This is a genomic window from Clostridium sp. AF32-7AC (assembly GCF_003477925.1).
Classification (GTDB): domain Bacteria; phylum Bacillota; class Clostridia; order Lachnospirales; family Lachnospiraceae; genus Otoolea; species Otoolea fessa.
On the sequence record NZ_QUEG01000005.1, the window covers coordinates 1 to 25,453 of the forward strand.

Genomic DNA, 25,453 nt, shown 5'->3' on the forward strand with positions numbered 1-25,453 from the left:
TAATATAAGGCTTTATTGATATTTATTATACTATTTACCTTATATTCGCATAGAGTCCTTTTTTATCCCTCACACTTTTTCACGTTTTGTCAAAACTTTTGTTTTTGTTTAAAATGTCTTATATGTTTTTATACATTGGATGACGGACGGTTGTTCTTCATCCCGTCCTGCGAAAAACAGCAAAAACGTGCGAAAAAATCGCCCTAGAGTAAAGTACAATGAAAAATACTAAAACAACAGGCATTATATATAGAAGAAACAGCTTTATTTTCGTTTTTCTGGTTTCTTCTTTTCTTTTTTTTCTCCTCCCCTTTCTTTTTTCATGTTTTCGTTTTTCTGTTTTCCTATTTTTCCTTAAAAATTCCGTTCTATATTTCGGATTTTCTTTCCTTTTTTCTTTTTCAAAAGTGGAAAAATAGTTCGTTTTCGATTTTTTTCTCGATTTTTTTGATTTAAATCCTGATTTTCGGCTATATATTCGAGTTTTTTATCAAAAATCGTGAAGATGTGATTTTGAATATAAAAAAAAGAAGAACCCTTTTTTCAGAGTTCTTCTTTCTTCCCTCACACCTTAGTTGAGTTTCCTCAACTGCGTTTTGTCTATTTTCCTTGCCAAGTTTTGGTTCTTTTTTTCTGCCCTTTTGGGCGATTTTTTTGCACGTTTTAGCTATTTTGAAGAGTACGTGCTGAGTTCTGCGCTTTTAACGCTTTCAACTCGTCAAATACAACATCGTTCAGAACCTTAATGTAGGTTCCCTTCATACCGGACGAACGGGACTCAATAACGCCTGCACTCTCAAACTTGCGAAGTGCATTGACGATAACGGAACGGGTAATGCCGACTCTGTCTGCAATCTTGCTGGCTACCAGAATGCCCTCGTTGCCTTCCAGCTCATCGAAGATGTGGGTAATTGCTTCCAGTTCGGAGAAGGACAAGGTGCTGATCGCTGATTTAACGATCTGGATCTTTCTTGTCTCCTCTGCATTCTCCTCGTTGACAGAACGCATCATCTCAAGTCCGACAACAGTGGTTCCGTACTCACTCAGGATGATATCGTCGATGTCGTACTGTGCATCTGATTTGTAGATGAACAGAGTACCCAGTCTCTCACCGGATATATCAATAGGCGTGATGATCGCCTGATACTTCTTCACGTTCTCCTCGGCGAATCCCAATGTGGCAAGGTTGACATTTTCCTTCGTTGACAAAACGCTTAAAAGGCGTTCATTCAACATACGGTCAACAAAACCGCCGACCTGATCCTTGATCAACTCTTCGATCTCATCCACACCCTCATGAATCGCAACTCCGAGTACTTTACCTTTCTTGCTGATTACGAGAATATTGGATTCCAGTATGTCACTGAGGACTTCACAAATGTCATTGAACACAACCTTATGAGAATGGTTGTTGTGCAATAACTTATTAATTTTTCTAGTTTTGTCCAGTAATTGAACGCTCATTTTACCAGTTACCTCCTTTGCCTTTATCGTAAATTAGAATTCGATCCTAACCTGTAAGAATTGTAACACGATTTTCGTATAATAGCAAGAGTTTTTCTGTATTTTTCATTTTTTTTAATAATTAATATCTATTTCAAGAGTTTTTATGAGTTTTTTACAAAACCGCAGGCTTCGTTAGAACAAAGAAGCTTATTTCCCTTTTCGAGCATAATATGTCCACATTTCGGACACATTTCTTTTGACGGTTTCTGCCAGGTCATAAAATCGCAGTCCGGGTTATTTTCGCAGCCGTAATATCTTCTGCCCTTTTTCGATTTACGGATGACAATCTCACCACCGCATTTCGGGCACTTCACGCCGATCTTTTCCAGGTACGGCTTCGTGTTTTTACAGTCTGGGAATCCCGGGCAGGCAAGGAATTTGCCGTGCGGACCATACTTAATTACCATGTTGCGCCCGCACTGGTCACAGATCACATCCGTCACCTCGTCTGCAATCTTGACGCTCTCAAGCGTCTTCTCCGCTTCTTTAACCGCCTTGTCAAGATCCGGATAAAAGTTTTCGATAACGGTCTTCCAGCCGATCGTGCCGTCCCCGATGCTGTCGAGCAGGTACTCCATATTTGCCGTAAACTGCAAATCGACGATGGATGGGAACGCCTTCTTCATCATCCGATTGACTACCTCGCCAAGCTCCGTCACATAGAGGTTCTTATTTTCCTTCGCTACATAGCGGCGCGCGATGATTGTCGTGATGGTCGGTGCATAGGTACTTGGCCGTCCGATGCCCTGCTCTTCCAGCGCCTTGACGAGCGACGCCTCTGTATAATGTGCCGGTGGCTGTGTAAAATGCTGTGCCGGTTCTAACTGGTTTAAATCCAGCTTCATGCCTGCTTCCAGCGACTCATTCAGAACGCCGTCGGTCTCTTTATCCTCGTCCTGTGAATAGACGGACATGAAGCCGTCAAATTTGATTTTGGACGCCGACAGGGTGAAAAGCTCCTCTCCGGCTGCTACCTTGACGGAGGTTGTCTCGTAAACCGCCGGGCGCATCCGGCTCGCCGTGAAGCGCTTCCAGATAAGCTGGTACAGACGGAACTGGTCTCTGGAAAGCTGTTCTTTTACCTGTACCGGCGTCAGTGTAATGTCGGTCGGACGGATCGCCTCGTGTGCGTCCTGGATCTTGGCATCTGATTTTGCCGCCGCCGGCGCCTCGGACACGTAACTTGCCCCAAACTGGTCGCCGATATAGCTTCTCGCCGCCGCATCTGCCTCTGCCGCGATGCGGGTGGAATCGGTACGCAGGTAGGTGATCAGACCGATTGTGCCGCGTCCCTTGATATCCACGCCCTCATAGAGCTGCTGGGCAAGGCGCATCGTCTTCTGCGTTGAGAAATTCAGCGTCTTGGATGCCTCCTGCTGCAGCGTACTGGTCGTAAACGGGATCGGCGCCTTCTTCACGCGCTCGCCCAGCTTCACATCTCGCACTTCGTACTCACAGCCCTCCAGACGCTTCATAAGCGCCTCCACTTCCTCTTTGCTGTGAATTGCCTTCCTGCCGTCCTTATCGCCGTAATAATGGGCGGTCAGCTTCTTTCTGGAGCCATGTACGTGGAGCTGTGCATCCAGCGTCCAGTATTCTTCCGGTATAAACGCATTGATCTCTTCCTCACGGTCGCAGATCATACGCAGCGCGACCGACTGCACACGACCGGCGCTGAGTCCTCTCTTGACCTTCGCCCAGAGAAGCGGGCTGATGAGGTAACCCACCATACGGTCGAGCATACGTCTCGCCTGCTGTGCATCCACCAGATTTTCATCGATGGCACGCGGCTCTTTTAAAGATGCCTTGACGGCGTTTTTTGTAATCTCATTGAAACTGATACGGTAAACCTTTTTATCTTTCTGTTCATCCAGCTTTAATGCTTTCATCAGGTGCCAGGAGATCGCCTCTCCCTCGCGGTCCGGGTCAGTTGCGAGATAAATCTTATCTGCTTTTTTAACCTCTTTCCGCAGACGCGCCAACACATCGCCCTTTCCCCGGATGGTGATATACTTCGGCTCATATCCATGCTCTACGTCCACTCCCAGCGTACTCTTAGGGAGGTCGCGCACATGACCGCCGGAGGCGTCCACCTCATAGTTGGAACCCAAAAATTTTTTAATTGTCTTGACTTTCGCCGGAGACTCTACAATAACCAGATTTTTTGCCATAACAGACCTCTATACAATCTTCCTAACGTAATATTGATTCATTGGCTGCAGGATCAATCCCTGCATTTCCAGATTTAAAAGCGCAGTCATGCATTCCCCTGCTGTCACCCCACAGCTTTTCATGACCGCTTCCAGATGTTTCGGTTGTGAATCTAGGCAACTATACACCATTTTTTCCGACTTGGCAAGTGCATTTACTGATTTTATTGTTTTTTTACAAGAATTTTTACATTTTATATGGAAGAAATCCAACACATCCTCCGGTTTCGTCACGATCCCCGCTCCCTGTGCAATCAGCCGGTTGCAGCCCTCACTGAGCGGATCGATGCGCCGTCCCGGCAGCGCAAATACCTCTTTTCCCTGCTCCAGCGCCAGATCCGCCGTAATCAGGGAGCCGCTTCTTTTTCGTGCTTCCACGACCAGCACCAGGTCGGAAAGTCCGCTGATGATCCGGTTCCGGATTGGAAAATGGGATGCCGTCGGCGGTACACCCGGTCCATATTCTGACAATATGCCGCCTTGTTCACGGATGCGCGCATGCAGTCGGATGCCGGATGGCGGATAACAGGTGTCAATCCCACAGCCCATCACGGCATACGTCAGTCCGCCGCCATCCATCGCCCCCTTATGCCCCGCCTGATCGATCCCCAGCGCCATGCCGCTCACTACCTGCACGCCGTTTTCTGCCAGAATCCGGCCGAAATACTCTGCCTCCTGTCGTCCATACGGCGTACAGCTGCGCGCCCCGATGACTGCCGCGGATGGTTTCGCATCTTCTGGAAGCATTCCACGCACAAACAGCCACATCGGTTTATCATAGATATGCATCAGGCGCTTCGGATATGCCGCCTCTCCGCACAGAATGAAACGTACCCCCTGTTCCTCCAGCCTATCGTATTCTTCCACGCGCTGTTTGAAGAGCGGAACCGCTTCCCCCAGCCCCTTTTTCATAGCCTTTCCGAGAAAGGAACATATAAACGGATCCAGTTTCTTCCTATTATATAAAACCCGCTCATAGATTCCCTCAAAACTGCCGCACGATTCATATAATTTAGCCGCCGTCACCGCGCCGATTCCATCCACTCTCGATAACCAGTAGGCATGGATGCGCTCACGGTCGGAATACTGCATATTTTCTGTCAGAAGCACTTTTTTATGCGGCGGTTCCTGTGTTTTTCCATATAGTTCCTGCATAGAAAGCTGAGCATTCTGTACATTGCTCTCTTCTTTTCCTATTTCCATATCTTTCCCCCTATATATGTCAGATCGGCTGCCTTTTACCTTCAAGAATGCCTCGGCATTCTTGCTGCGAGATGCGCGTCATGCAAAGCATGACATACTTCTTTTGCGCATCTTAAGCAATCCTGCCGGAGGCTATATCAGATGGGGGATTGGCTCCCACCACTGATACTAATTTGCTTCTCGCCACCTGAAGAGGTGGGAGTCATCTCACATCTGATATAACAATTACAACCCTTGTTAAACTTTTTATTCTTTCGATCTTTTAGACATGCTTCTTTTCAGAGACTCCCCCAATATTTTTTTTCAAAACTCCGGAATCCAATCGCCTCCGCCAACTGCGTCCGCCCGATCTCCGCCTGTCCATCCAGATCGGCAAGTGTGCGCGCTACTTTTAAAATCTTTCCGTGTCCCCTGGCACTGATTCCCTGCTGCCGTTCGACCTTCTCCAGAAATACCGCATCTTCCCCGGATAGACGGCAATGCTCTTCGATCTGGCGGCGGGTCATCTGACTGTTGTAGGAGATAGATTCGTCTGCAAACCTCTTTTCCTGTCGATCGCGCGCCTCCATGACGCGGGCGCGCATGACAGCGGAGGAATTTCTCTGCTCTGTCTGTGGAAAACTCCCCTCATCTATACTTTTCTCTGCAGCCATCATCCCCAAATCCTGCCGCGGTACTTCCACCCCAATATCGATCCGATCTAAAAATGGTCCCGAAACGCGGTTCAGATACCGGCGGATCTGGGTTGGAGTACAACGGCATTTTCCCAAATCTGGGAAAAAACCGCATTTGCAGGGATTCATCGCCGCCGCAATCATCGTTTTTGCCGGAAATACAACCGTCTGGTTGAGACGGGAAACCGTGATGCTTCCTTCCTCCATCGGCTGACGCAGCAGATCCAAAATTTTCGGCTGAAACTCCGTTAACTCATCTAAAAAGAGGGTTCCATAACTGGCGAGTGAGATCTCCCCGGGCTTCGGATTTCGTCCTCCGCCTGCCATCGCCTGCGCAGTCGTGCTGTGATGCGGACTGCGGAACGGACGCTGCAAAACCAGCGGGGTGTCCGGCTTCAGGAGACCGCAGATACTGTATATCTTCGAGACTTCAATACTTTCCTCCAGCGTAAGCGGCGGCAAAATCGTCGGAATACGGCGCGCTGCCATCGTTTTTCCCGTTCCAGCCGGTCCGATATAGAGAATGTTGTGACGACCCGCTGCTGCCGCCTCGGTTGCCTGCCGCACCAGCGGAAGTCCGACGATCTCATCAAAATCGACGTCAAATTCTTCCTGTCCCGCCTGAAACAGATCTGGTGTGAACCATTGTCCGTGAATCTGTTCCGGATGCTGCAGGCAACCCGTCAGCGCTTTCACATCCCGGACTCCGACGATCTCGATTCCATCCACAGCCCGTCCCTCCTGTACATTCTCTTCGGATAGAAAAACCCGTTTCATTCCGCAGCGGCGCGCTTCATAGACCATCGAGAGAACACCGGTCAACGGCTTGATGCTGCCGTCCAAACCCAGTTCACCAATAAACGCCCATTGGTCCCAATCCGGTGCAGAATTGTTCTCCTCATCTTCCATCCCATCCATTTCCGGGCAGGTTTCATCCGTCTTTCTTATTTTTGCCTTTTCACCCTGTTCCCACAAGCACCTCAAAATTCCTGCCGCGATCGCCAGATCACACCCCGTTCCCTCTTTCCGCACCCCGGCTGGCGATAAATTGACCGTGATCCGCTTCGGCGGCAGGCAAAACCCCGCATTCCGAAGTGCGGTCCGAACGCGCTCCTGCGCCTCCCGCACCTCCTCTGCCAGGTAGCCCACCATGACAAAACTCGGTAATCCGTTGCTCACATCAACTTCCACCGTGATCCGGTAGCCATCGATGCCGCGGGTGCTGAAACTGTTTATTTTACTGAACATATATCTCCCCCTATTATTGATTTTTTACCTTGCCTTGTATTTTTCATATCATACAGGCTTAAAATTTGGATACTTTTAATGATATTTTGAATTTTTAGAATTAAAAATATATTATAACAATCTTATCTTCTCTGAAATTGATATCACCCAAAAGAGGTGGGGTCTTATCAACTGAGATAAAAGAGATTCTACTTGAATTTGATTTGAAATTAAAATAAATAGATTTGAATCATGAAATCAGATTTACCAGACCTAAAATAGATATTCACTCTTTCATTATATATAGACCTGCGGCAGAATGCAAGCCAAAACAGCTTAGAACTATGACACTAATTAATTGACATTGTGCGCACACAAAAACAAAAAGCTGCCGCAAAATGCTAACATATAACATTCTGCTGCAGCTTTTTGTTTTTAATCTATCTCTTTAAATAAAATCTTCTCCCAGCTTCTCTGCCGCCGCGCGTGCAATCTGCTCCGGCGTGATCGGAAGCTCATAGAATCGTTTTCCGACTGCATTGTACACCGCATCAGCAATCGCCGGAAGCGGCGTGTTGATAACAATCTCGCCGATCGACTTTGCTCCGAACGGACCAGATGGCTCATAACTGCTCTCAAATTCAACGTTTAAATGTCCATAGTCAATCCGGGTCGGAATCTTATACTGCATCAGGGAATTTTCACGCACACCCCCCTGTGCATTGCGGGTAATATTTTCCGTCAGCGCCATGCCGATTCCCTGCATCAGACCGCCCTCAACCTGCAGGCGGGACAGATTCGGATTGATCGGTGTACCGCAGTCTACCGCTGCCGCATAATTAATAACGCTGGTTTCGCCTGTCTCCATATCAATCTCAAGCTCAACCGCACCTGCCATAAACGGAGGCGGGGAAATGTGGGCGGTTCTCGACTCGGTTACCTCCAGCGGAATTTCATGCCCGTACATGGATGCCGTTGCGATATCAGCCAGAGCGATCTTCTTCGTCTCATCCCCGGCTTTTTCGGTTGTGAATACCTCTTTTCCGTCAAATTCCACTGCATCCGCCGGGACGCCCAGAAGCTCTGCACCCAGTTTACAGATCTGCTCACGCAGGCGCAGCGCACACCGTTCGGTCGCTTTTCCGGTCAGATAGGTCGTACTCGATGCATAAGAACCTGAGTCATACGGGGATGAATCCGTGTCCGCGCCCAGCACCGTGATCGCGTCGATTGGGCATTCCAGCACTTCCGCCGCAATCTGCGCCAGAATCGTGTCACAGCCGGTTCCCATATCTGCCGCTCCGAGCGACAATGTATAGAACCCTTCGTCGTTGACTTTGAGACGGGCACTTCCGACATCCATCGCCGTGATTGCCGATCCCTGCATCGCCATACCCATGCCGACGCTGCGGACCTTGCCATTGCCCATGTCACGCACCGGATATTTGTCTTCCCAGCCGATCATCTCACGCACTTTTTTTACACAACGGTCGAGTGCGCAGCTTGTATTAACCTGATTATAATATGCTGGCATCAGATCACCCTCTTTAACCATGTTTTTCAGGCGGATCTCAAAGCGGTCCATCTGAATCTGATCTGCCAGCTCATTGACCGCCGACTCGATCGCGAAAAGTCCCTGTGTCGCACCATAGCCACGGTACGCGCCTGCCGACATGATATTCGTATAGACAACATCGCTGATAAAGCGGAATGCTTCAACACTTCCATACAACGGGATCGATTTGTGTCCTGACAGTCCAACGGTTGTCGGTCCATGCTCGCCGTAAGCACCGGTATTGGACAATGTGTAAAGATCGATGCCGCGGATCGTGCCGTCCTTCATCGCGCCCAGACGCACATGCATCTCCATCTCATGGCGCGGCGAAGACGCCGTCTGTGCCTCCATCCGGCTATAAATCAGCTTCGACGGTTTTTTCGTCATCCAGGTAACGAATGCCGGATAGACTTCACAGACCGCCGTCTGCTTCGCACCAAACCCCCCGCCGATTCTCGGCTTGCTCACGCGCACCATCGACTTCGGGATATGAAGCGCATTTGCCACGATTCTGCGGCAGTGGAACACGATCTGCGTGGAACTTAAAATATTTAATCTTCCGTAGGTATCGATCGAACAATAGGTACGGAATGTCTCCATCATCGTCTGCTGGCACGGCTTTGTGTGATATACATGGTCAATCACGATGTCGCAGTCCTTTAAAACCGCCTCGACATCCCCGTTGCCGCACTCATCGTGCGCGCAGAGGTTGCGCTTGTTGTCTGCGCCGACCGGAGCAAGACTCTCCCAGTTGTCCTCTGGGTGAACCAGGATCGGGTTGTCCTTTGACGTATGGAAATCCAAAACCGGCTCTAAGACTTCATACTGTACCTTGATCAGGCGGAGTGCTTTATCGACACATTTTTCATCTTTTCCTGCTACAATCGCCACAATATCGCCCTGAAAACGGACATGGCGGTCGATCAGGAGACGGTCATACGGGCTCGCCTCCGGGTATGTCTGCCCCGCCTGTGTGTAGCGCTTTGCATCCTGCGGCACATCCTCCCAGGTATAAATTGCCTCGATGCCCGGAACTTTCATTGCGATCGCGGTGTTGATCGTTTTTACCATCGCATTCGCATACGGGGAACGCAGAAGTTTGACGATCAGGCAGTCCTGCGGCGCCAGATCATCCACGTAAACCGGCTGTCCGGTTACCAGCTGCATCGCATCTTTTTTTCGTACAGAAGTATTGACTACTCTCATTCTGCCGCCTCCTTCTGTTTTTCTCTCTTCCAGTCTAAAAATGCCAGAATGCCGCGAAGCTGTCCTTCATAACCGGAACAGCGGCACAGGTTTCCTGCCAGATATTCGCGGATTTCATCCTCCTCCGGGAACTCTTTTTCCCGGAACAGCGCCAGCGCATTCATGATAAAGCCTGGATTACAGAAGCCGCACTGTTCGGCTCCCTGATCGGCAATGAATGCGCCAAATTCTTTTGCCTCCTCCTGGAGTCCTTCCAGCGTCGTCACGCTGTGACCGTCCGCCCGCGCCGCCAGCACGGAACAGGAAAGCACTGGTTTTTCATCCAGAAATACGGTACAGAGTCCGCAGTTTGCCGTCTCGCAGCCGCGCTTGACACTGTAACAGCCCTGACTGCGTACCAGATCAATCAGAAGCGTATCCGGTTCAATCTCCGGGGAAATCTTCGTTCCATTTAGAGTAATCGTTATCTGCATCATATGTGAATCTCCTAATATTCATACTGTTATACGATCATTTTATTGTCCTATTTCGTTTAGCACTCTTCCAGCACACGCACCGCCCGCTTTATCAGAACACCGGTTAAATGTTTCCGGTATTCAGCGCTGCCGCGCATATTTGAAGATGTCCGAACCTGATCACAGATCCACTTTGCAAGACAGGCTGCTTTCTTCCCGGTCTGCGTCTTGTCCTGCTTTTCTCTGGTATCGGCATCCGCATCTGCTTTTGTTTCAGCCTTTTGCTTTTCCTCTATAAGCGCCTGTATTGTCTCCGCTGATGCCTCGAACAACACAGCACGCCCCGGACGCGCACCGATGCTAAAACGATATGCTCCATCCGCCCGTTTCGCCGCCGCACAGGTCAGCACTGGAAAATCAGTCTGCGTATTCCGCACAGACTGGTAGTGATATACGGCTTTGTCTTTATGGACAATTAATTTGACTAAAATGTCCCGGCCGCCGATCTGTTTTGCAAATTCCACCAACGGCATCCGTCCAGCTTTGTAAAGTTCCACTTCGGTGTCCATCGCCAGGAACATCGTCAGGACATCTGAAAATCCAAATCTGCCATAGATACTGCCTCCGACTGTCGCCAGGTTCCGAAGCTGCACGCCGACGATATGGCGCACCGACTCGCGCATGGCACCGTCTGTGTATGCCGCCAATCCCGGATGTTCTTCCAGCTGGCGCAGGGTAACCATCGCGCCAATCTCAAACGCATCCTCTGTCTCCTCTATCTGATCCAGCCCCAGCCCTGAAATATCAATCGCGGTTCCTACATTGCCCCGGCTCATCTTCAGCCAGATCATACCGCCTATCACCCGGTTCGCTTTTTTCTGATTCAGCTCCCAGGCTTCCTCCAGGCTTTCTACCCGTTTATATTCTCGAATCGTCATCATAGGTTTTTCCTCTTTTTCATCTATTTCTTAAATAACAAAATTATCCATCTTTTATTATAGCATAAAACATGGTATAATTCCGTTGTTATTTTTAAAATACAACGAGGCCCCTTTTTCCAGAAAAGATTAGGAGGATTTGATAAAAACTATGAAACCATTCATCCGTACCTACCTCTGCAACGACGAAAACCAGCGTTTCTTTGGCGAAGGTCCTTGTCAGCTTCTTCATGCCATCGAAGAAACCGGCTCGCTCCGCTCCGCCGCCCTGTCCATGAATATGGCGTATACAAAGGCACTTCGGATTATCCGCGATGCCGAAACCACACTTGGATTTCCGCTGACCGTCCGCACCACCGGCGGAAAAGGCGGCGGTGGCAGCCAGATGACGGCGGAGGCAAGGGAGTTTCTAGCTAAGTATGAGGCATATCGGGATGCATGTACGGAGAGTGGGCAACAATTATATGAAGAATTTTTTTGCAGGCGGAAATCTGTTTTTTTCTCTTCTGGAACACAAACGCCCTCTTTCACTTGTTTGCAAAATTCAAACGAGGTCCGGATCGCCTGCATCATCATGGCCTCTGGTCTTGGAAAACGTTTCGGCTCAAACAAGCTCATGGCTTCGTTCCACGGTGTTCCGCTCATCCACTCGGTTCTGGATGTGACCGGTTCTGTTCCGCTCTTTGCCGATCGTCTCGTTGTGACGCGCTCCCGGGAGGTTCACGATTACTGTCAGTCCCTGGGAATTCCGGTGCTGATTCATACACTTCCCAATCGGAACGAGGCGCTCTGCCTGGGACTTACACACATGTTAAAAAGGCACCCGGATTTATCAGGCTGTCTCTTTGCACTCGGCGATCAGCCGCTTCTGCGTCCACGGACACTGGAACGGATATGCCGGCGCTATCTCGAATGCAAAATATCACCAGGTCACTCTGAATCTGTTTTCCCAGATTCTGATTTTTCCATTTTGAAATCAAAATTGCCTCAGAATTCAGGAATTGCAGAAAAATCACCGATCGTACAGCTCTGCAGCGTCCAAATGACGGCTTCTCCCGAACCTTCCGTCTCAACCACCGTCGGAAGCCCGATTCTCTTCGACCGGGCATATTTTGACGAACTGCTCCATCTGCCGGAAAAAGCTGGCGGAAGCCATGTTCTCCGCCAGCATCCGGACGTTGTCCAGTATGTGACTGCCGAAGTGCCGGAGGAATTGATGGATGTAGACACGCCGGAGGAGCTCAAACGCCTGGAGAATCTGGTAACAATCGAATAAAACTATAAGGACTGACATCACACATGCAGCATGATGCCAGTCCCTTTTTATCCATCTACGTATCACTTTCAGCCATACATTCCATATTTTATAGATGGATCTTATATTTTTATGTACCTATGACCTTTTTCTAATCTTCCTATTTCTTACGCCTCATCCTTCGGCAGCAGCACATTCAGGATAATCGCCATGAAAGCTGCCGGAACGATACCAGATCCGCCGAATACAAGCTGAATTGCTTCCGGCATCTTGGAAAGGATGGTTGCATGTGCACCCATGCCGTAACCAACACCCAGTGCAACAGAGACGATGGTCAGGTTGCGTGAAGTCATCTTCTCTTTCGTGATAAGCTGAATACCGCTAACTACGATCGAAGAGAACATCATAACCGCTGCGCCTCCCAGTACCGACTGCGGCATGATCGAAACGATCGCACCCAGCTTCGGAATCAGACCGCACAGAATCAGGAATACCGCGCCGGTTGCAAGTGCCATGCGGTTGACTACCTTTGTCATTGTAACCAGACCTACGTTCTGGCTGAACGAAGTGTTCGGAAGAACACCGAACAGCGCCGCAATACTGGAACCAAGTCCATCGCAGATAACGCCGCCGGAAAGCTCTTTATCGGTCGCCTCACGGTCCATACCGCCCTCAACGACACCGGAAATATCTCCGACCGTCTCAACAGCGGTTACAATAAACATGATAAGAACCGGCAAAATTGCGCGCATATCAAAGACAATTTTAACCGGGACGATCGGCGGAATGCTGATCCAGCTCGCCTGTGCTACCTTATCCCAGTTTAATACCCATGCTTTGGTATATTCGGTTCCGTCCGCTGCAATGCCCGTGTGCGGAAGCACCAGACCCATGATGAATGCTACAGCATAACCGGCAATAATTCCGACCAGAATCGAGGAAGAACTTAAATATCCCTTCGTTCCGTGCTTCACTGCCAGAATCACAATCAGGACAAAAATAGCAAGCAGCATATTTTCCATGGAACCAAAGTCCTGCGCCGAGCTGCCGCCGCCGAAGGAATTGACGCCGACCCCGATCAATGACAGACCAATCGAAAGAACGACCGTACCTGTTACGACCGATGGGAAAAATCGGCGAAGCGGCTTTAAGAAGCATCCAAGCACACTCTCGAACAGACCGCCGATGATCGAAGCACCCATAATGGCGCCGTACGCTAAAATACCGCCGCCCATCGTAGCCGCCACGCTGTTGAATACACCGATGAAACCAGAGCTGGTTCCCATGATAATCGGAACCTTGCCGCCGACCGGACCAACCGAAAATAACTGCAGCAGCGTGATCAGTCCCGCCACCAGCATCGCATTCTGCAGAAGCTCGATCTGCAGCTGTGCCAGATCGTTTCCGCCCGTGATACCACAGGCGCCTGTGATGATCAGAAGTGGTGTCAAGTTACCGACAAACATCGCAAGCACGTGCTGCAGTCCCAGCGGAATCGCCTGTTTTAACGGCATCTTCGCCTCAAACTCATAGGCAGGTCCCGTAAATTTCTTTTCATTTTCCATAGATTTTCTCTCCCTGTACCCAATTTAAAACTACCTTTTTACACAGTTTCCAAAACATTCTCAATTATAAAAAAAAGCATATGAACTGTAAAGATTGTTTTTTCATTTGTATATTATTTTTCATTAAGTAAATATAAGTATTACTTATAATTTACTTACCCAGTCCACAATATCACCAAATACCTCTTCCCGGTTGATCTCATGAAACAGTTCATGCCTTGCCCCCGGATAAAGTTGCATCGCCACATTGGTACATCCGGTTTCTTGCAGATCTTCCATCGCGCGCCGCACACCGCGTCCGCCTTCTCCGACCGGGTCCTCCTCTCCCGATATCAGCAGAATCGGCAGATTTTTCGGAATCCCATCAAAGCCTCTCTTCCGCTTCAAATCCAGCATGACCTGAAAAAAATCGACGAATGCCCCATCGGTAAATAAAAACTGGCAGTATGGATCCGCCTCGTATTTTTCATCCTCCTCCGTCACGCGCGACAGCCATTGATGTTCCGTTTTTCCTTTTTCAAAATAGTGGTTATAGCTTCCAAGAACCAGCTGGTGCAGCCGCTCATTTCGTCCATTTCTTCCTTCCAGCCACGCTGCCGCTGCCACGACGGTTCCGCCCAGCCACAAAAGTGGTTCCGGCTGGCTTCCGGTTCCCATAAAAATTGCGCCGTCCAGCCATTCTCCATAATGCGTGATAAAACGGCGTCCAAAAAACGAACCCATGCTGTGCCCCAGAAGAATATGCGGAATGCCCTGAAACTTGTGTTTCGCAAAACGTGCCACCTGCGCCATCGCACCGTTCACGCGGCGGACACCATTTTTCTCCGCGAACTCGCCCAATTCCCCTGGTTTTGCTGTCCGTCCATGTCCCGGATGATCGTGCCCGATGACCGCAATCCCCGCCCGGTTCATCGCCTGTGCAAATTCTTCGTATCTGCCAATGTGCTCGATCATACCGTGCGCCACCTGAATGACCGCCCACGGTGTTTCCTCCGGCTCCCAGCAGATGCCATGGATTCTGCCGCTCCCATCCTGAAATGGAATATAAAAATCTTTGCCCTGTGCCATCCTGATTTCCCCGCTTTCTAAATGCTATACCGAATTAGCTCTCTCAACATTGCCTGAAATATTTTTTATTTTCCTGTTTTATTGAAGCATATAATTTTCAGATCCTTTTCATATACAGGATACCACAAAAACACTCTATTATACAATTTTCCCCCCTAAAAAAGAATGTGCCTTGTTGTGTAATAGGGAATTCCCTATTACACAACAAAAGCTCCATCTTTCGACGGAGCTTCTGCAGTCATACGTTTTATATATCGTATATCATATATTCATGAATCAGTGATTCATTAGTTGTTTGTATACAGAGTAACGAGCTTGTTCAGGTACTGGTATCTAGCCTTTGCCTCTTCCTCATTCTTTGCATCCAGCGCGCCGGCTCTATCCGGATTCTTCAGAGCCAGAGATGCGTAACGAACCTCACCCTTTAAGAATGCCTGGTAGTCACCTGTCGGTGCCTTGCTGTCCAGAGTGAACTTCTTGTCCTCTGCAGCCGGATTGTAACGGAAGTTGTGCCAGTAACCGCACTCTACCGCCAGTTTCTCCTCGGTCTGAGCCTTGTCCATACCTTTCTTGATACCGTGGTTGATACACGGAGCATATGCAATGACTAAGGACGGACCCGGATATGCCTCTGCCTCAGCGATTGCCTTAACAGTCTGAGCATAATCAGCACCCATGGAGATCTGGGCAACGTATACATAGCCGTAGCTCATAGCGATGGAAGCAAGATCTTTCTTCTTCACATCTTTACCACCTGCTGCGAACTGTGCAACTGCACCGGTCGGAGTTGCCTTAGAGGACTGTCCGCCTGTGTTGGAGTAAACCTCGGTATCATATACCATGATGTTGATATCCTTGCCGGAAGCAAGTACGTGGTCAACACCGCCGAAACCGATATCGTAAGCCCAACCGTCGCCACCGAATACCCACTGGGATTTCTTAGCGAGGAAGTCTTTGTTCTTCACAATATCCTTGCAGTTCGGGCAGTCGATGCCGTCCAGAGTCTCTACCAGCTTGTCGGTAGCTGCGCCGTTCAATGCACCGATTCCGTAAGTATCCAGCCACTCTTTGCAAGCTGCTTTCACTTCATCGGTCGCCTGTTCTGCCGCCATCACAGCCTCAACCTTACCCTTTAAGCCGTCACGGATTGCGTTCTGAGCCAGAAGCATACCATAACCGAACTCTGCGTTGTCCTCGAACAGGGAGTTATCCCAAGCCGGACCCTTGCCAGCCTTGTTCATGGTGTAAGGTGTGGACGGTGAAGAGTTGCCCCAGATAGAGGAGCATCCGGTTGCGTTGGCAATGTACATACGATCGCCGAACAGCTGAGTAATCAGTTTTGCGTACGGAGTCTCGCCGCATCCTGCACAAGCGCCGGAGAACTCAAGTAACGGCTGTTTGAACTGGCTTCCCTTAACGGTTGTCTCTTTATATTTATCAATGACATCCTGTTTGATCGGAAGTGTCTGACCGTAGTCATAACCCTTCTGAGCCTCCAGATTCTTGTCAAGACTTACCATCGTAAGTGCTTTCTCACCCTTCTTGCCCGGGCAGACATTTGCACAGGAACCACATCCGGTACAATCCAGGGAAGAAATAGTCATCACGAACTTGTACTGCGGCATACCTGTAAGCGGCAGTGTCTTTGTTCCTTCCGGAGCGGCAGCAGCCTCTTCCTCGGTCATCGCGATCGGGCGGATAACTGCGTGCGGGCACACATAAGAACAGAAGTTACACTGGATACAGTTGTCCGGATTCCAAACCGGTACATTGACTGCGATACCACGTTTCTCGTATGCAGCGGAACCAGACGGAGTTGTACCATCTACATAATCGGTAAATGCAGATACCGGCAGGTTGTTACCCTCCTGAGCATTGACAGCAGCCTGAACGGTGTTGACAAACTTAACAACATCTGCTCTTCCCTCGGTTGCGTGAGTCATCTCAAGTCCCTCGTCCTCGCCGTTCTTCCAGCTTTCCGGAACCTGAATCTCTACAACGTTCTGAGCGCCTGCATCGATAGCAGCCCAGTTTTTCTTAACAACATCTTCGCCCTTACGACCGTAGGTTGCCTTTGCAGCAGCCTTCATCAGTTCGATCGCTCTCTCCTCCGGAATAATATTTGCCAGCTTGAAGAATGCGGACTGAAGGATGGTATTGATACGGGTCGGGCCCATACCGGTCTCGATACCCAGTTTAACACCGTCGATGGTGTAGAATTTAATCTTGTGGTCAGCGATGAACTTCTTAACCTGTCCCGGTAAGTGCTGCTCCAGCTCTTCCATGTTCCACGGGCAGTTTAACAGGAATGTACCGCCGTCAACCAGTTCCTGAACCATGTTGTACTTACGGATGTAAGCTGGATTGTGACAGGCAACAAAGTTTGCCTTGTGGATCAGGTAGGTGGATTTGATCGGTTTATGACCGAAACGAAGGTGGGACATTGTAACACCACCGGATTTCTTGGAGTCATAATCGAAGTAAGCCTGTGCGTACATATCGGTGTTATCGCCGATGATCTTGATGGAGTTCTTGTTTGCACCTACAGTACCGTCGGCACCAAGACCCCAGAATTTACAGTTTACAGTTCCTTCCGGAGTGGTAACAAGCGGTGCGCCAAGCTCCAGGGAGAGATTGGTAACATCATCTACGATACCGATGGTGAACTGTTTCTTGGTTGTATTCTCATATACAGCTACGATCTGAGCCGGTGTAGTATCCTTGGAACCAAGTCCGTAACGACCTGTGAAGATCGGAGTCTGATCGAATTTTGTACCCTTTAATGCTGCTACTACATCAAGGTAAAGCGGCTCGCCAAGGGAACCTGGCTCTTTGGTGCGGTCTAATACGGAAATCTGCTTAACTGTATCCGGAATAGCGTCTACCAGTGCGCTGGCTACGAACGGACGGTACAGGCGAACCTTTACAACGCCGACTTTCTTTCCAGCTGCTACGAGGTAATCGATCGTCTCCTCGATGGTATCGTTGACAGAACCCATTGCGATGATAACGTGCTCTGCATCCGGAGCGCCATAGTAGTTGAACAGCTTGTAGTCTGTGCCAATCTTCTCATTGACCTTGTCCATGTATTCCTGAACAATCGCCGGAAGTGCATCGTAGTACGGGTTGCAAGCCTCTCTTACCTGGAAGAAGATATCCGGGTTCTGAGCAGAACCGCGCTGACACGGGTGGTTCGGGTTCAGTGCATTCTTACGGAATGCATCGATTGCATCCATATCTGCCATATCTTTCAGATCTTCATAATCCCAGGTCTCGATCTTCTGAATCTCATGGGATGTACGGAAACCATCAAAGAAGTTAATGAATGGAATCTTGCCCTTGATGGATGCCAGATGTGCAACCGGGGTTAAATCCATAACTTCCTGTACGCTGGATTCACACAGCATCGCGCAGCCTGTCTGACGGCACGCATAAATATCAGAATGGTCACCAAAGATGGATAACGCATGGCTGGCCAGTGCACGAGCAGAAACATTAAATACGCCCGGGAGCTGCTCACCTGCAATTTTGTATAAGTTCGGGATCATCAGAAGCAGACCCTGGGAAGCGGTGTACGTGGTTGTCAGCGCACCTGCTGCCAGAGATCCGTGTACTGCACCTGCTGCACCTGCCTCAGACTGCATCTCTGTAATCTGAACTGTGTGGCCGAAAATATTGGTTCTTCCGTCTGTTGCCCATTCATCGGTAGCCTCAGCCATCGGAGAAGAAGGGGTAATCGGATAGATAGCTGCCACGTCGGTGTATGCGTAAGAAGCATGCGCTGCTGCGTGGTTTCCATCCATGGTTTTCATCTTTCTTGCCATAATGAATATTCCTCCTATTGATAGTGAATGTATTCAGTAATAAATCTCCCCAAATAGATTGTCCTGGAAATTTACCTGATAATATTATAACAAATTCTCGTCAAAATGCAAATAAATTTGATTTATATCCGGTATTATTTTTCGAACAATTACAAAAAAGCTGTCTACTGTTTTTTCAGATAGTCGATAAAACCATAAAATATGAAAAAAAGCGCCGCCAGATGAAGAAAGACTCTCCATCCAGCGGTGCTTTTCATTCAAATGCCGCTTGAATGCCCTTTTATCATTCATTTTTGCAATCTATCTTACAGCACTTTCTATATTTCACCTTAGTTTTGCCTTGGTTTTAATTGCTTCCAGGTCCATTTGCTTCCACAACCGGGTTCGTTTCCTCTGGCTCTGGAGTTGTCTCCTGTGGTCCTTCGTTGGATGCCGCCGCTGTCGTGGTCGGAGCTTTTGTCTCGCCGTCAGGGCTGGACGGTGCCGCTGTGGTTGTCTCATGTGCCGCTGTGCTCTCATTAGCTGCATTTGTCTCAGCTGCGGTGCTCTCTGCTGCCGCCGTTGTCTCCGTTGCGTTGGTCGCTACAGTAGCGGAACTGTTACGTTTGATTTGCGCTGCCTTTCCACGATAGCTGCTATTGTGAAAAAATTCACGACTCACTTCTTTATCATTCTCATAGGTAACCAGATCCGTGGACCAGCGGCTGCCCGGAGTCGCTGCCTTTGTCTGCACTTCCTGACCCGGCTGCAGGGAACCATCCTCGGTATAAACCGCAGACGGCGGATCAATCTCGCCTGTCTTCTCAGAAGACATACGAATCTTGACACCCTCTTTCAGAATCGGAACTCCATACAGTGCGATCGTCAGTTTTCGATCAGATGCGCTGAAGCTTGCCTTGATAGCCAGCGGATATTCCGAGTTGTTGACGAACTTGAAGTCCGGTCCGCCGTAGCTGACTGCCGCATCCTCGCCCGGTGTAACGTAGGACGGCTCGTAGCTGTGTGCGTGGCGCTCCGTACTTTTAAGCCCCGCAAATACAACCGCGTTATATAAGGTCGAAGATACCTGGCAGACGCCGCCGCCTGGCTCCTGGACAACCTCGCCATTTAAGTATGCGGTTGCCGGCTTGTAGCCTTTTTCTTCGGTTCTCGCACCGGTCGTATTGTTAAAGGAAAATTCCTGTCCTGGTTTGACAATCGTTCCGTTTAACGCTGCGACCGCCAGACGGATATTCTCGTTTCGGTTGCTGTTGGAGGTCGTCGTGGTTGTGTAGGTGGACATTGTCTTGTACTTATCCTGTACCGACGAATCCGCTGCGACTTCCTTCGTCTCTGCGGTCAGAACGGCATCAAACTCTTTCTTGTCAATCGCATCGACCATCGCCTGTGCCAGCTTGTCCTGATCGATGACAAGTCCCTTGGTGCCCTCGCTGAACTCAAACTTGCCCGTTTCCTTATTGTAACCAGAGATACCGCCGCTCTTGGCTGCCATGTTCCAGTTTCCGGCAATCAGTGCTGCCTCTGCCTTGGCATCCTCGATCATATTTTCCGTGTTGACTTCATATGTCTCACCCGGTTTCAGATCACTTGCATAGATCTCCTCGAGAAGCTGATCAACTTTATCCGCCATCAGATTGGTGACGTCGGCCTCTTTGTCCTCGTATTTGACCTTCATCTTCCAGTCAAATGAATCAAGGATCGCCTTGCGCGCCTCCTCCTGCGTCATTCCATAAATATTGACGCCGTTGACGGTCACCGCTCCATCTGCCACGGTACTCTCCTGTACGGCATCCGATTCGGTCGCCCCGCCTGCCGCGCTGCCCCCACCGCACCCGCGGGAGGCAATCGCCGCTATCAGGATAACCGCCAGGACACCGATCACGATCAAAAGGATCTGTGTAATATCCAGACGGTTTCTTCTCTTCTTTTTATAACGCCCGGAAGTATGCCCACTCCGACCGGCTGCCGCCCGGTTCATCGCAGTATCCCGGCGTCCCGTGCTTGTGTGCGCAGCTGTACTTTTTGTATGGCTGGATGTTCCGGACGACGAACGATGCCCGGTACTGCTGTACGAACTCAGCGTTCCGCCCTCCAATCCTCTATGTTCAAAATTCCTTCCTCCTGAAGAATTTCTGTTGTACTCACTCATTTTCCATCACCTGTCCGTCTTTTCCATGAAATTTTATTATATGTGTTTATTTGAAAATATCCCTGCTACAGTATAGCACAATTCCAGGAAAAGAAAATAACATTATTCTTAAAATAACTTATAAATTTTTTTGATCCCCACAACCGTTTCCTGGTACAAATTTCCACAGGCGCTCTGTTTTTTGTATAGCGCTTCTTCTTTCAAATATATCTGATGTAAACAATCATTTTTGTTCCCGTTTACACACTGGCAAACTGCAGCGGGTATCTGCCGCATACTTGACTTTTCCATCTAATGCGGGTAGTCTTACAGCAGAAGGAGGTCTGCATCTATGCAGTTAATTGATTTACACGTTCATTCTACTGCTTCGGACGGCACACTCACGCCCACCGAAGTGACAAAGCTGGCGCTCCAATGCGGTCTGACCGCCTATGCGCTGACGGATCATGATACAGTTGACGGCGTTGCGGAAGCCATGCAGGCAGCCGAGAACACCTCCCTGACTGTCATTCCCGGTGCCGAATTTTCCAGTCCTTATGAAGGAAAAGAAATCCATATTCTGGGGCTCTACCTGAACCCGCACTGCCCGGAACTTTTATCTGCACTGCGGCAGGTCCGCGAGATCCGCAACCGGCGCAATGAAGAGCTTCTCGCTTTATTTCAGGCAGATGGATTTCCCATTAAATATGAAGATTTAATTCACGGAAATGAACACACTGTCATCACCCGTGCTCATTTTGCACGCGCACTGCTTGAAAAAGGCTGTGTCACTTCGGTCAGCCAGGCATTTGATAAATACCTCGGGGACGGCAAAAAATATTACCGCCCGAAGCAGATGATTGAGCCGGAGGAAGCGATCCGCCTGATCCGTGTAGCTGGCGGTTTACCAGCGCTCGCACATCCTCTCCAGTATAAACTTGGCTGGAAAAAGACCGAGCAGCTTCTCTCCTATTTAAAAGAAGCCGGAATGATGGGCATCGAGGTTTATTATTCCTCACACTCTCAATCCGACAGTCTTCATTTACGTGAAATAGCTTCCCGTCTCGGTCTGGTCTCCACCGGCGGTTCCGATTTTCACGGTGCCAACAAACCAGATATCCATCTTGGAAGCGGCTACGGCGGTCTGCGGGTTTCTGCACTGCTGCTGGACAACATAAAAGCCCGGTTACAGCAGAAAAACAGCTAAAATGCTGATTTACCCGCTCACGCTTCTATCGGTTCCGTATGTTCAGGCATTTACAATCTATATGAAAACTTCTTCATGAACCTGCTGAACAGACGTCTGTTTATGTGTTTACATATGATAGAGCGCCTGCTCAATCCCTTCTTCCGAGACGGACTCCGCCAGTACGGCTTTCATTCCCGCCGCGCTGGCGGTTTTTTCTGTCTTTTCTCCGATACAGACGGCTGTAAATCCGTTCAATGTCTCCTTATCCGGCTGTAAAATATCCAGGAATCCCTGTACCGTCGATCCGCTCGTAAACGTGGCCGCATCGATCGCGCCCTCTTTTAGGAGTTCACGGATGCGCTCTGCAAGCGGCGATTCCTCCGGCGTGATCGTATCGTAAAGTGTCACATCCATATAGGATATTCCGGCAGCTTCAAATGCCTGCGTCAGTTCCGGCGAACCATGTCTGGCGCGCAGGATGCATACGCGTTCGTTCTGCTTCACCCATTTTGCCAGCCCTTTTCCGAGATCTGCCGCATAAAAGCGCTCCGGAATATAATCTGGGTAAATACCGTGTTCCCGGCAGACGGACGCGGTTCCCTCGCCGATCACAGCAAAACGCAGATGGGAAAGGCTCCTGAAATCTTTCTGCATCCGGTTCAAAAGCTCAAAGAAATATTGCGCCCCTGCCGGACTCGTGAGCACCAGCCAGTGATACGATTCCAGATTCCGAACCAGTTCATACAGTTTTTCTTTATCCGCTGTGCCAGCATCCGCTTTTTCTGATTTTTTCCAGACCGGTTTTAACTCAATCGTCGGAAATTCCAGCACCTCCGCTCCGGCATCGCGCAGATGTTCCGCCAGCTTCTGGCTGCGCTCCTTCGGGCGGGTAATCACGATCCGTTTTCCTGCCAACGGCTTTTCTTCTCTCCATGCACACGTATCAGCAAGCGCACAGACCTCCCCGATCACAAGGATGGCAGGCGCCTTGACGCCCTGACGCACACCCTCTTCCGGAAGTGTCTGCAGGGTTGCGCGGATCATTCTCTGGGACGCAAGGGTTCCGTTCATCAGAAATGCCGCCGGCGTCTCCGGTTTCATTCCCGCATTCAGAAGCCCCTCACAGATCCTCGGCGCATTCGCAACACTCATCAGAAAAATTAAGGTGCCGCCGACCCGAGCAAGTGCCTCAAAATCCAGAGCCGGCATGCCCTCCATACGATGTCCGGTAATCACATGAAACGATCCCGCCAATCCTCGGTGCGTCACCGGGATGCCAAAATATGCCGGAACTGCCAGGCTGGAGCTGATACCCGGAACCACCTCAAACGGGATCTGATGTTTCTTTAAAAATTCAGCTTCTTCGCCGCCGCGTCCAAAGACGAACGGATCCCCGCCCTTGAGGCGCACGATCGTTCCGCCCTTTTTCGCTTCCTCTAATAAAATTTCTAAGATTTCTTCCTGCTTCTTCGAATGGCGTCCACTCCGTTTACCAACGTCAATTTTCCGCGTATGCTCCGGAATCCAGCCCAGTACCGCGTCGCCTGCCAAAGCGTCGTAGACGACGGCATCCGCCTGCTCCAGAAGTTCTCTGCCGCGCAGGGTAAAAAGCCCTGCATCGCCAGGGCCCGAGCCGATAAGGTAGACTTTCCCCAGCGGAGACAGTGCAGGCTTTCCCGATAACTGTTCCGCCAATTTTCTTCCAAGCTCCGCTGCTTTCTCTGCGTCGCCCTCAATGGAACCAATACGGACTTCTCCCGTTTCTTCCTTATAATAAAGACCTCGCAGCTTGATTTTTCCATTTTCAAGCACCGCCGAAGCTGCCGTCGGCGACGAACATCCGCCTCCAAGCGTGGCGACAAAGCCCTGTTCTGCCCTGGTTAAAACCGCAGACTCCTCAGAGTGAACCATTTTCACAAAAGGAATCTCCCGGTCACGCCGTCCCTGGATTGCCAGAATGCCCTGTCCTGCTGACGGGATCATTTCCTCCACAGAAAAATAACGGCTGATGCGATCTGCAAATCCCAGACGAATCAGCCCCGCCGCTGCCAGAATCAGCGCATCATATTCGCCAGAATCGAGCTTTCGCAAACGCGTGTTCAGGTTGCCTCGGATCCCCTTAAATTCTGCATCCGGGAATAATCTCTGCCCCTGTAGGACGCGGCGGCGGCTGGAAGTTCCAATTACCGGGTGTGCCGGAAGCTCGGATAAGCCTTCACGCAGAACCAGCACATCGCGGCAATCTTCGCGCTCTAAAAGCGCCAGCACCGGCAGCTCCTCCGGCGGACAGAGCGGCATATCTTTTAAGGAATGAACTGTCAGCTCGCACCGCCCTTCATAAAGCGCCTGATCCAGCTCTTTTACAAACAATCCCCTGCCGCCAACCGCATCGAGTGGACGGTCAAGCACCTTGTCTCCCGTCGTTTTCATCGTGATCAATTCAAATCCTGTCTCCGGACAGACATTCTGCATCGCTGCGATCGCCATCTTTGACTGAACAACTGCCAGCGCACTGTCGCGGCTGCCTACGCGGATCCTATTTTTATCTGTCAATTTTTAATCTCCTCTATAAAATATATTAAGTATCTTCTACCTCTGCCTCCGCCAGTACGCGGCGTACTTCTTTTGCCACACGATGCGTCAATCCCGGATCCGCTCCGCCAGAAATCAATCCGGCTGTCAGTTCTCTGCCCTGGGCGATCGCCGGGAAATAAAACTCTGACTGACTTTTATCGGAAGCCATATTAAACCAGACGGAATGGCTCGACGCATCCTCCTTGATCCGTGCGTCCGTCCCCGTCTGCCCGGTCGCTGCCAGCGCCATAAAAAAGTTTTTTTCCTGCCAGATCGTATCACGAACTTCCTCATAGGTTTGTTCAATCAGACGGATTTTCCGTGAATCCGCCAGCTTCCGTATCTCTTCCGAAGTGTTCGGTGCAATCACCGTGATCGCTGCGCCAAATTTTTCCAGCACGCCGACCCGCCTCGATGCCACACTTCCAGCTCCCACAACCAGCACCTGCCGATCTGTCATATCTATAAAAATCGGAAAATAGGACATTTCTCTTCTCCCACTATTTTCGTTTGGTAACTGTTCAGTGCCTTCACAGTCACGCGCAATAAATCCGCAGACCTACTGAACAGTTACTTCGTTTGTTTCTATGCCACCGGAATTGAGTTCATCTCTTCAAAACCGTATTTCCGTATTATTATAAGGTTTCACGTTTTATAAATCAAGCATGAGGCAGACCTATTTTTCATTTTAAAACCTCTTTTGTTTCTGTTCACGGGTAGGCACTTTTGGAACCGAAAGTGCCGTAAGAAAACGTGGTGGCAGCAGGAATTTGCCGTATTTAAATGCGAAGCCACGGCAAATTCCGTTACTTTTTACGTATGCGTGTACAGTAACCCTCTTTTATTAATACCCGCATACGTAAAAAGTAATCCTTG

At 49.7% G+C, this 25,453-nt stretch carries 15 protein-coding genes; 2 read left to right on the plus strand and 13 right to left on the minus strand.

What is annotated here, in order from left to right; genetic code table 11:
* Positions 1 to 663: 663 nt before the first annotated feature.
* The 7 genes from codY to DWZ45_RS08665 form a co-directional block, all read right to left on the minus strand.
* Positions 664 to 1,464 carry a GTP-sensing pleiotropic transcriptional regulator CodY gene (gene codY / locus DWZ45_RS08635; RefSeq protein ID WP_117795465.1) on the minus strand — a complete coding sequence of 267 codons (801 nt, stop codon included), beginning with the start codon at positions 1,462 to 1,464 and terminating at the stop codon, positions 664 to 666.
* A gap of 143 nt (positions 1,465 to 1,607) precedes the next feature.
* Positions 1,608 to 3,677 carry a type I DNA topoisomerase gene (topA, locus tag DWZ45_RS08640; RefSeq protein WP_106999929.1) on the minus strand — a complete coding sequence of 690 codons (2,070 nt, stop codon included), beginning with the start codon at positions 3,675 to 3,677 and terminating at the stop codon, positions 1,608 to 1,610.
* Positions 3,678 to 3,686: 9 nt separating this feature from the next.
* Entirely contained in the window at positions 3,687 to 4,919 is a 1,233-nt protein-coding gene (gene dprA / locus DWZ45_RS08645) for a DNA-processing protein DprA (protein ID WP_227589739.1), read from the minus strand.
* A gap of 278 nt (positions 4,920 to 5,197) precedes the next feature.
* Positions 5,198 to 6,841, minus strand: a complete 1,644-nt coding sequence (locus DWZ45_RS08650) for a YifB family Mg chelatase-like AAA ATPase (RefSeq protein ID WP_118468602.1) — start codon at positions 6,839 to 6,841, stop codon at positions 5,198 to 5,200.
* A 427-nt stretch (positions 6,842 to 7,268) separates the two neighbouring features.
* Positions 7,269 to 9,581, minus strand: coding sequence for a molybdopterin cofactor-binding domain-containing protein (locus DWZ45_RS08655; protein ID WP_118468604.1), 2,313 nt, complete (start codon positions 9,579 to 9,581; stop codon positions 7,269 to 7,271).
* A complete protein-coding gene (locus tag DWZ45_RS08660; protein ID WP_107000403.1) occupies positions 9,578 to 10,054 on the minus strand; it encodes a (2Fe-2S)-binding protein in 477 nt (158 codons plus the stop codon). Before DWZ45_RS08660 ends, DWZ45_RS08655 begins: the two co-directional genes overlap by 4 nt.
* Positions 10,055 to 10,113: 59 nt before the next feature.
* Positions 10,114 to 10,977 (minus strand): FAD binding domain-containing protein, encoded by an 864-nt coding sequence (locus DWZ45_RS08665; protein ID WP_118468606.1) that lies wholly within the window; start codon positions 10,975 to 10,977, stop codon positions 10,114 to 10,116.
* A gap of 148 nt (positions 10,978 to 11,125) precedes the next feature.
* Between DWZ45_RS08665 and DWZ45_RS14505 the strand changes: the two genes are divergently transcribed.
* Positions 11,126 to 12,250 (plus strand): NTP transferase domain-containing protein, encoded by a 1,125-nt coding sequence (locus tag DWZ45_RS14505; RefSeq protein WP_182426651.1) that lies wholly within the window; start codon positions 11,126 to 11,128, stop codon positions 12,248 to 12,250.
* Between the two features lie 146 nt (positions 12,251 to 12,396).
* On the opposite strand, the gene DWZ45_RS08675 is transcribed toward DWZ45_RS14505, so the two are convergent.
* From DWZ45_RS08675 to DWZ45_RS08690, 4 genes are all read right to left on the minus strand, one after another.
* Positions 12,397 to 13,794, minus strand: a complete 1,398-nt coding sequence (locus tag DWZ45_RS08675; RefSeq protein ID WP_106999933.1) for a nucleobase:cation symporter-2 family protein — start codon at positions 13,792 to 13,794, stop codon at positions 12,397 to 12,399.
* A 144-nt stretch (positions 13,795 to 13,938) separates the two neighbouring features.
* Positions 13,939 to 14,862 (minus strand): alpha/beta hydrolase, encoded by a 924-nt coding sequence (locus DWZ45_RS08680; protein WP_118468608.1) that lies wholly within the window; start codon positions 14,860 to 14,862, stop codon positions 13,939 to 13,941.
* Between the two features lie 287 nt (positions 14,863 to 15,149).
* On the minus strand, positions 15,150 to 18,686 hold the full coding sequence (nifJ, locus tag DWZ45_RS08685) for a pyruvate:ferredoxin (flavodoxin) oxidoreductase (RefSeq protein WP_118468610.1): 3,537 nt from the start codon (positions 18,684 to 18,686) through the stop codon (positions 15,150 to 15,152).
* Positions 18,687 to 19,032: 346 nt separating this feature from the next.
* Positions 19,033 to 20,835 (minus strand): VanW family protein, encoded by a 1,803-nt coding sequence (locus DWZ45_RS08690; protein WP_181357145.1) that lies wholly within the window; start codon positions 20,833 to 20,835, stop codon positions 19,033 to 19,035.
* A 331-nt stretch (positions 20,836 to 21,166) separates the two neighbouring features.
* On the opposite strand from DWZ45_RS08690, the gene DWZ45_RS08695 reads away from it, so the two are divergent.
* Entirely contained in the window at positions 21,167 to 22,021 is an 855-nt protein-coding gene (locus DWZ45_RS08695) for a PHP domain-containing protein (RefSeq protein ID WP_117795479.1), read from the plus strand.
* 108 nt (positions 22,022 to 22,129) lie between these two features.
* On the opposite strand, the gene hemC is transcribed toward DWZ45_RS08695, so the two are convergent.
* The gene (hemC, locus tag DWZ45_RS08700) at positions 22,130 to 24,556 is read right to left on the minus strand and encodes a hydroxymethylbilane synthase (protein WP_227589740.1); all 2,427 of its coding nucleotides are present in this window, start codon (positions 24,554 to 24,556) and stop codon (positions 22,130 to 22,132) included.
* A gap of 25 nt (positions 24,557 to 24,581) precedes the next feature.
* Positions 24,582 to 25,064 (minus strand): bifunctional precorrin-2 dehydrogenase/sirohydrochlorin ferrochelatase, encoded by a 483-nt coding sequence (locus DWZ45_RS08705; RefSeq protein WP_117795481.1) that lies wholly within the window; start codon positions 25,062 to 25,064, stop codon positions 24,582 to 24,584.
* Between the last annotated feature and the right edge of the window lie 389 nt (positions 25,065 to 25,453).

Excerpts from the sequence above, each read along its gene's own strand:
- codY (WP_117795465.1), bottom strand. The coding sequence starts at position 1,464 with ATGAGCGTTCAATTACTGGACAAAACTAGAAAAATTAATAAGTTATTG.
- topA (WP_106999929.1), bottom strand. The coding sequence starts at position 3,677 with ATGGCAAAAAATCTGGTTATTGTAGAGTCTCCGGCGAAAGTCAAGACA.
- dprA (WP_227589739.1), bottom strand. The coding sequence starts at position 4,919 with ATGGAAATAGGAAAAGAAGAGAGCAATGTACAGAATGCTCAGCTTTCT.
- DWZ45_RS08650 (WP_118468602.1), bottom strand. The coding sequence starts at position 6,841 with ATGTTCAGTAAAATAAACAGTTTCAGCACCCGCGGCATCGATGGCTAC.
- DWZ45_RS08655 (WP_118468604.1), bottom strand. The coding sequence starts at position 9,581 with ATGAGAGTAGTCAATACTTCTGTACGAAAAAAAGATGCGATGCAGCTG.
- DWZ45_RS08660 (WP_107000403.1), bottom strand. The coding sequence starts at position 10,054 with ATGCAGATAACGATTACTCTAAATGGAACGAAGATTTCCCCGGAGATT.
- DWZ45_RS08665 (WP_118468606.1), bottom strand. The coding sequence starts at position 10,977 with ATGATGACGATTCGAGAATATAAACGGGTAGAAAGCCTGGAGGAAGCC.
- DWZ45_RS14505 (WP_182426651.1), top strand. The coding sequence starts at position 11,126 with ATGAAACCATTCATCCGTACCTACCTCTGCAACGACGAAAACCAGCGT.
- DWZ45_RS08675 (WP_106999933.1), bottom strand. The coding sequence starts at position 13,794 with ATGGAAAATGAAAAGAAATTTACGGGACCTGCCTATGAGTTTGAGGCG.
- DWZ45_RS08680 (WP_118468608.1), bottom strand. The coding sequence starts at position 14,862 with ATGGCACAGGGCAAAGATTTTTATATTCCATTTCAGGATGGGAGCGGC.
- nifJ (WP_118468610.1), bottom strand. The coding sequence starts at position 18,686 with ATGGCAAGAAAGATGAAAACCATGGATGGAAACCACGCAGCAGCGCAT.
- DWZ45_RS08690 (WP_181357145.1), bottom strand. The coding sequence starts at position 20,835 with ATGAGTGAGTACAACAGAAATTCTTCAGGAGGAAGGAATTTTGAACAT.
- DWZ45_RS08695 (WP_117795479.1), top strand. The coding sequence starts at position 21,167 with ATGCAGTTAATTGATTTACACGTTCATTCTACTGCTTCGGACGGCACA.
- DWZ45_RS08705 (WP_117795481.1), bottom strand. The coding sequence starts at position 25,064 with ATGTCCTATTTTCCGATTTTTATAGATATGACAGATCGGCAGGTGCTG.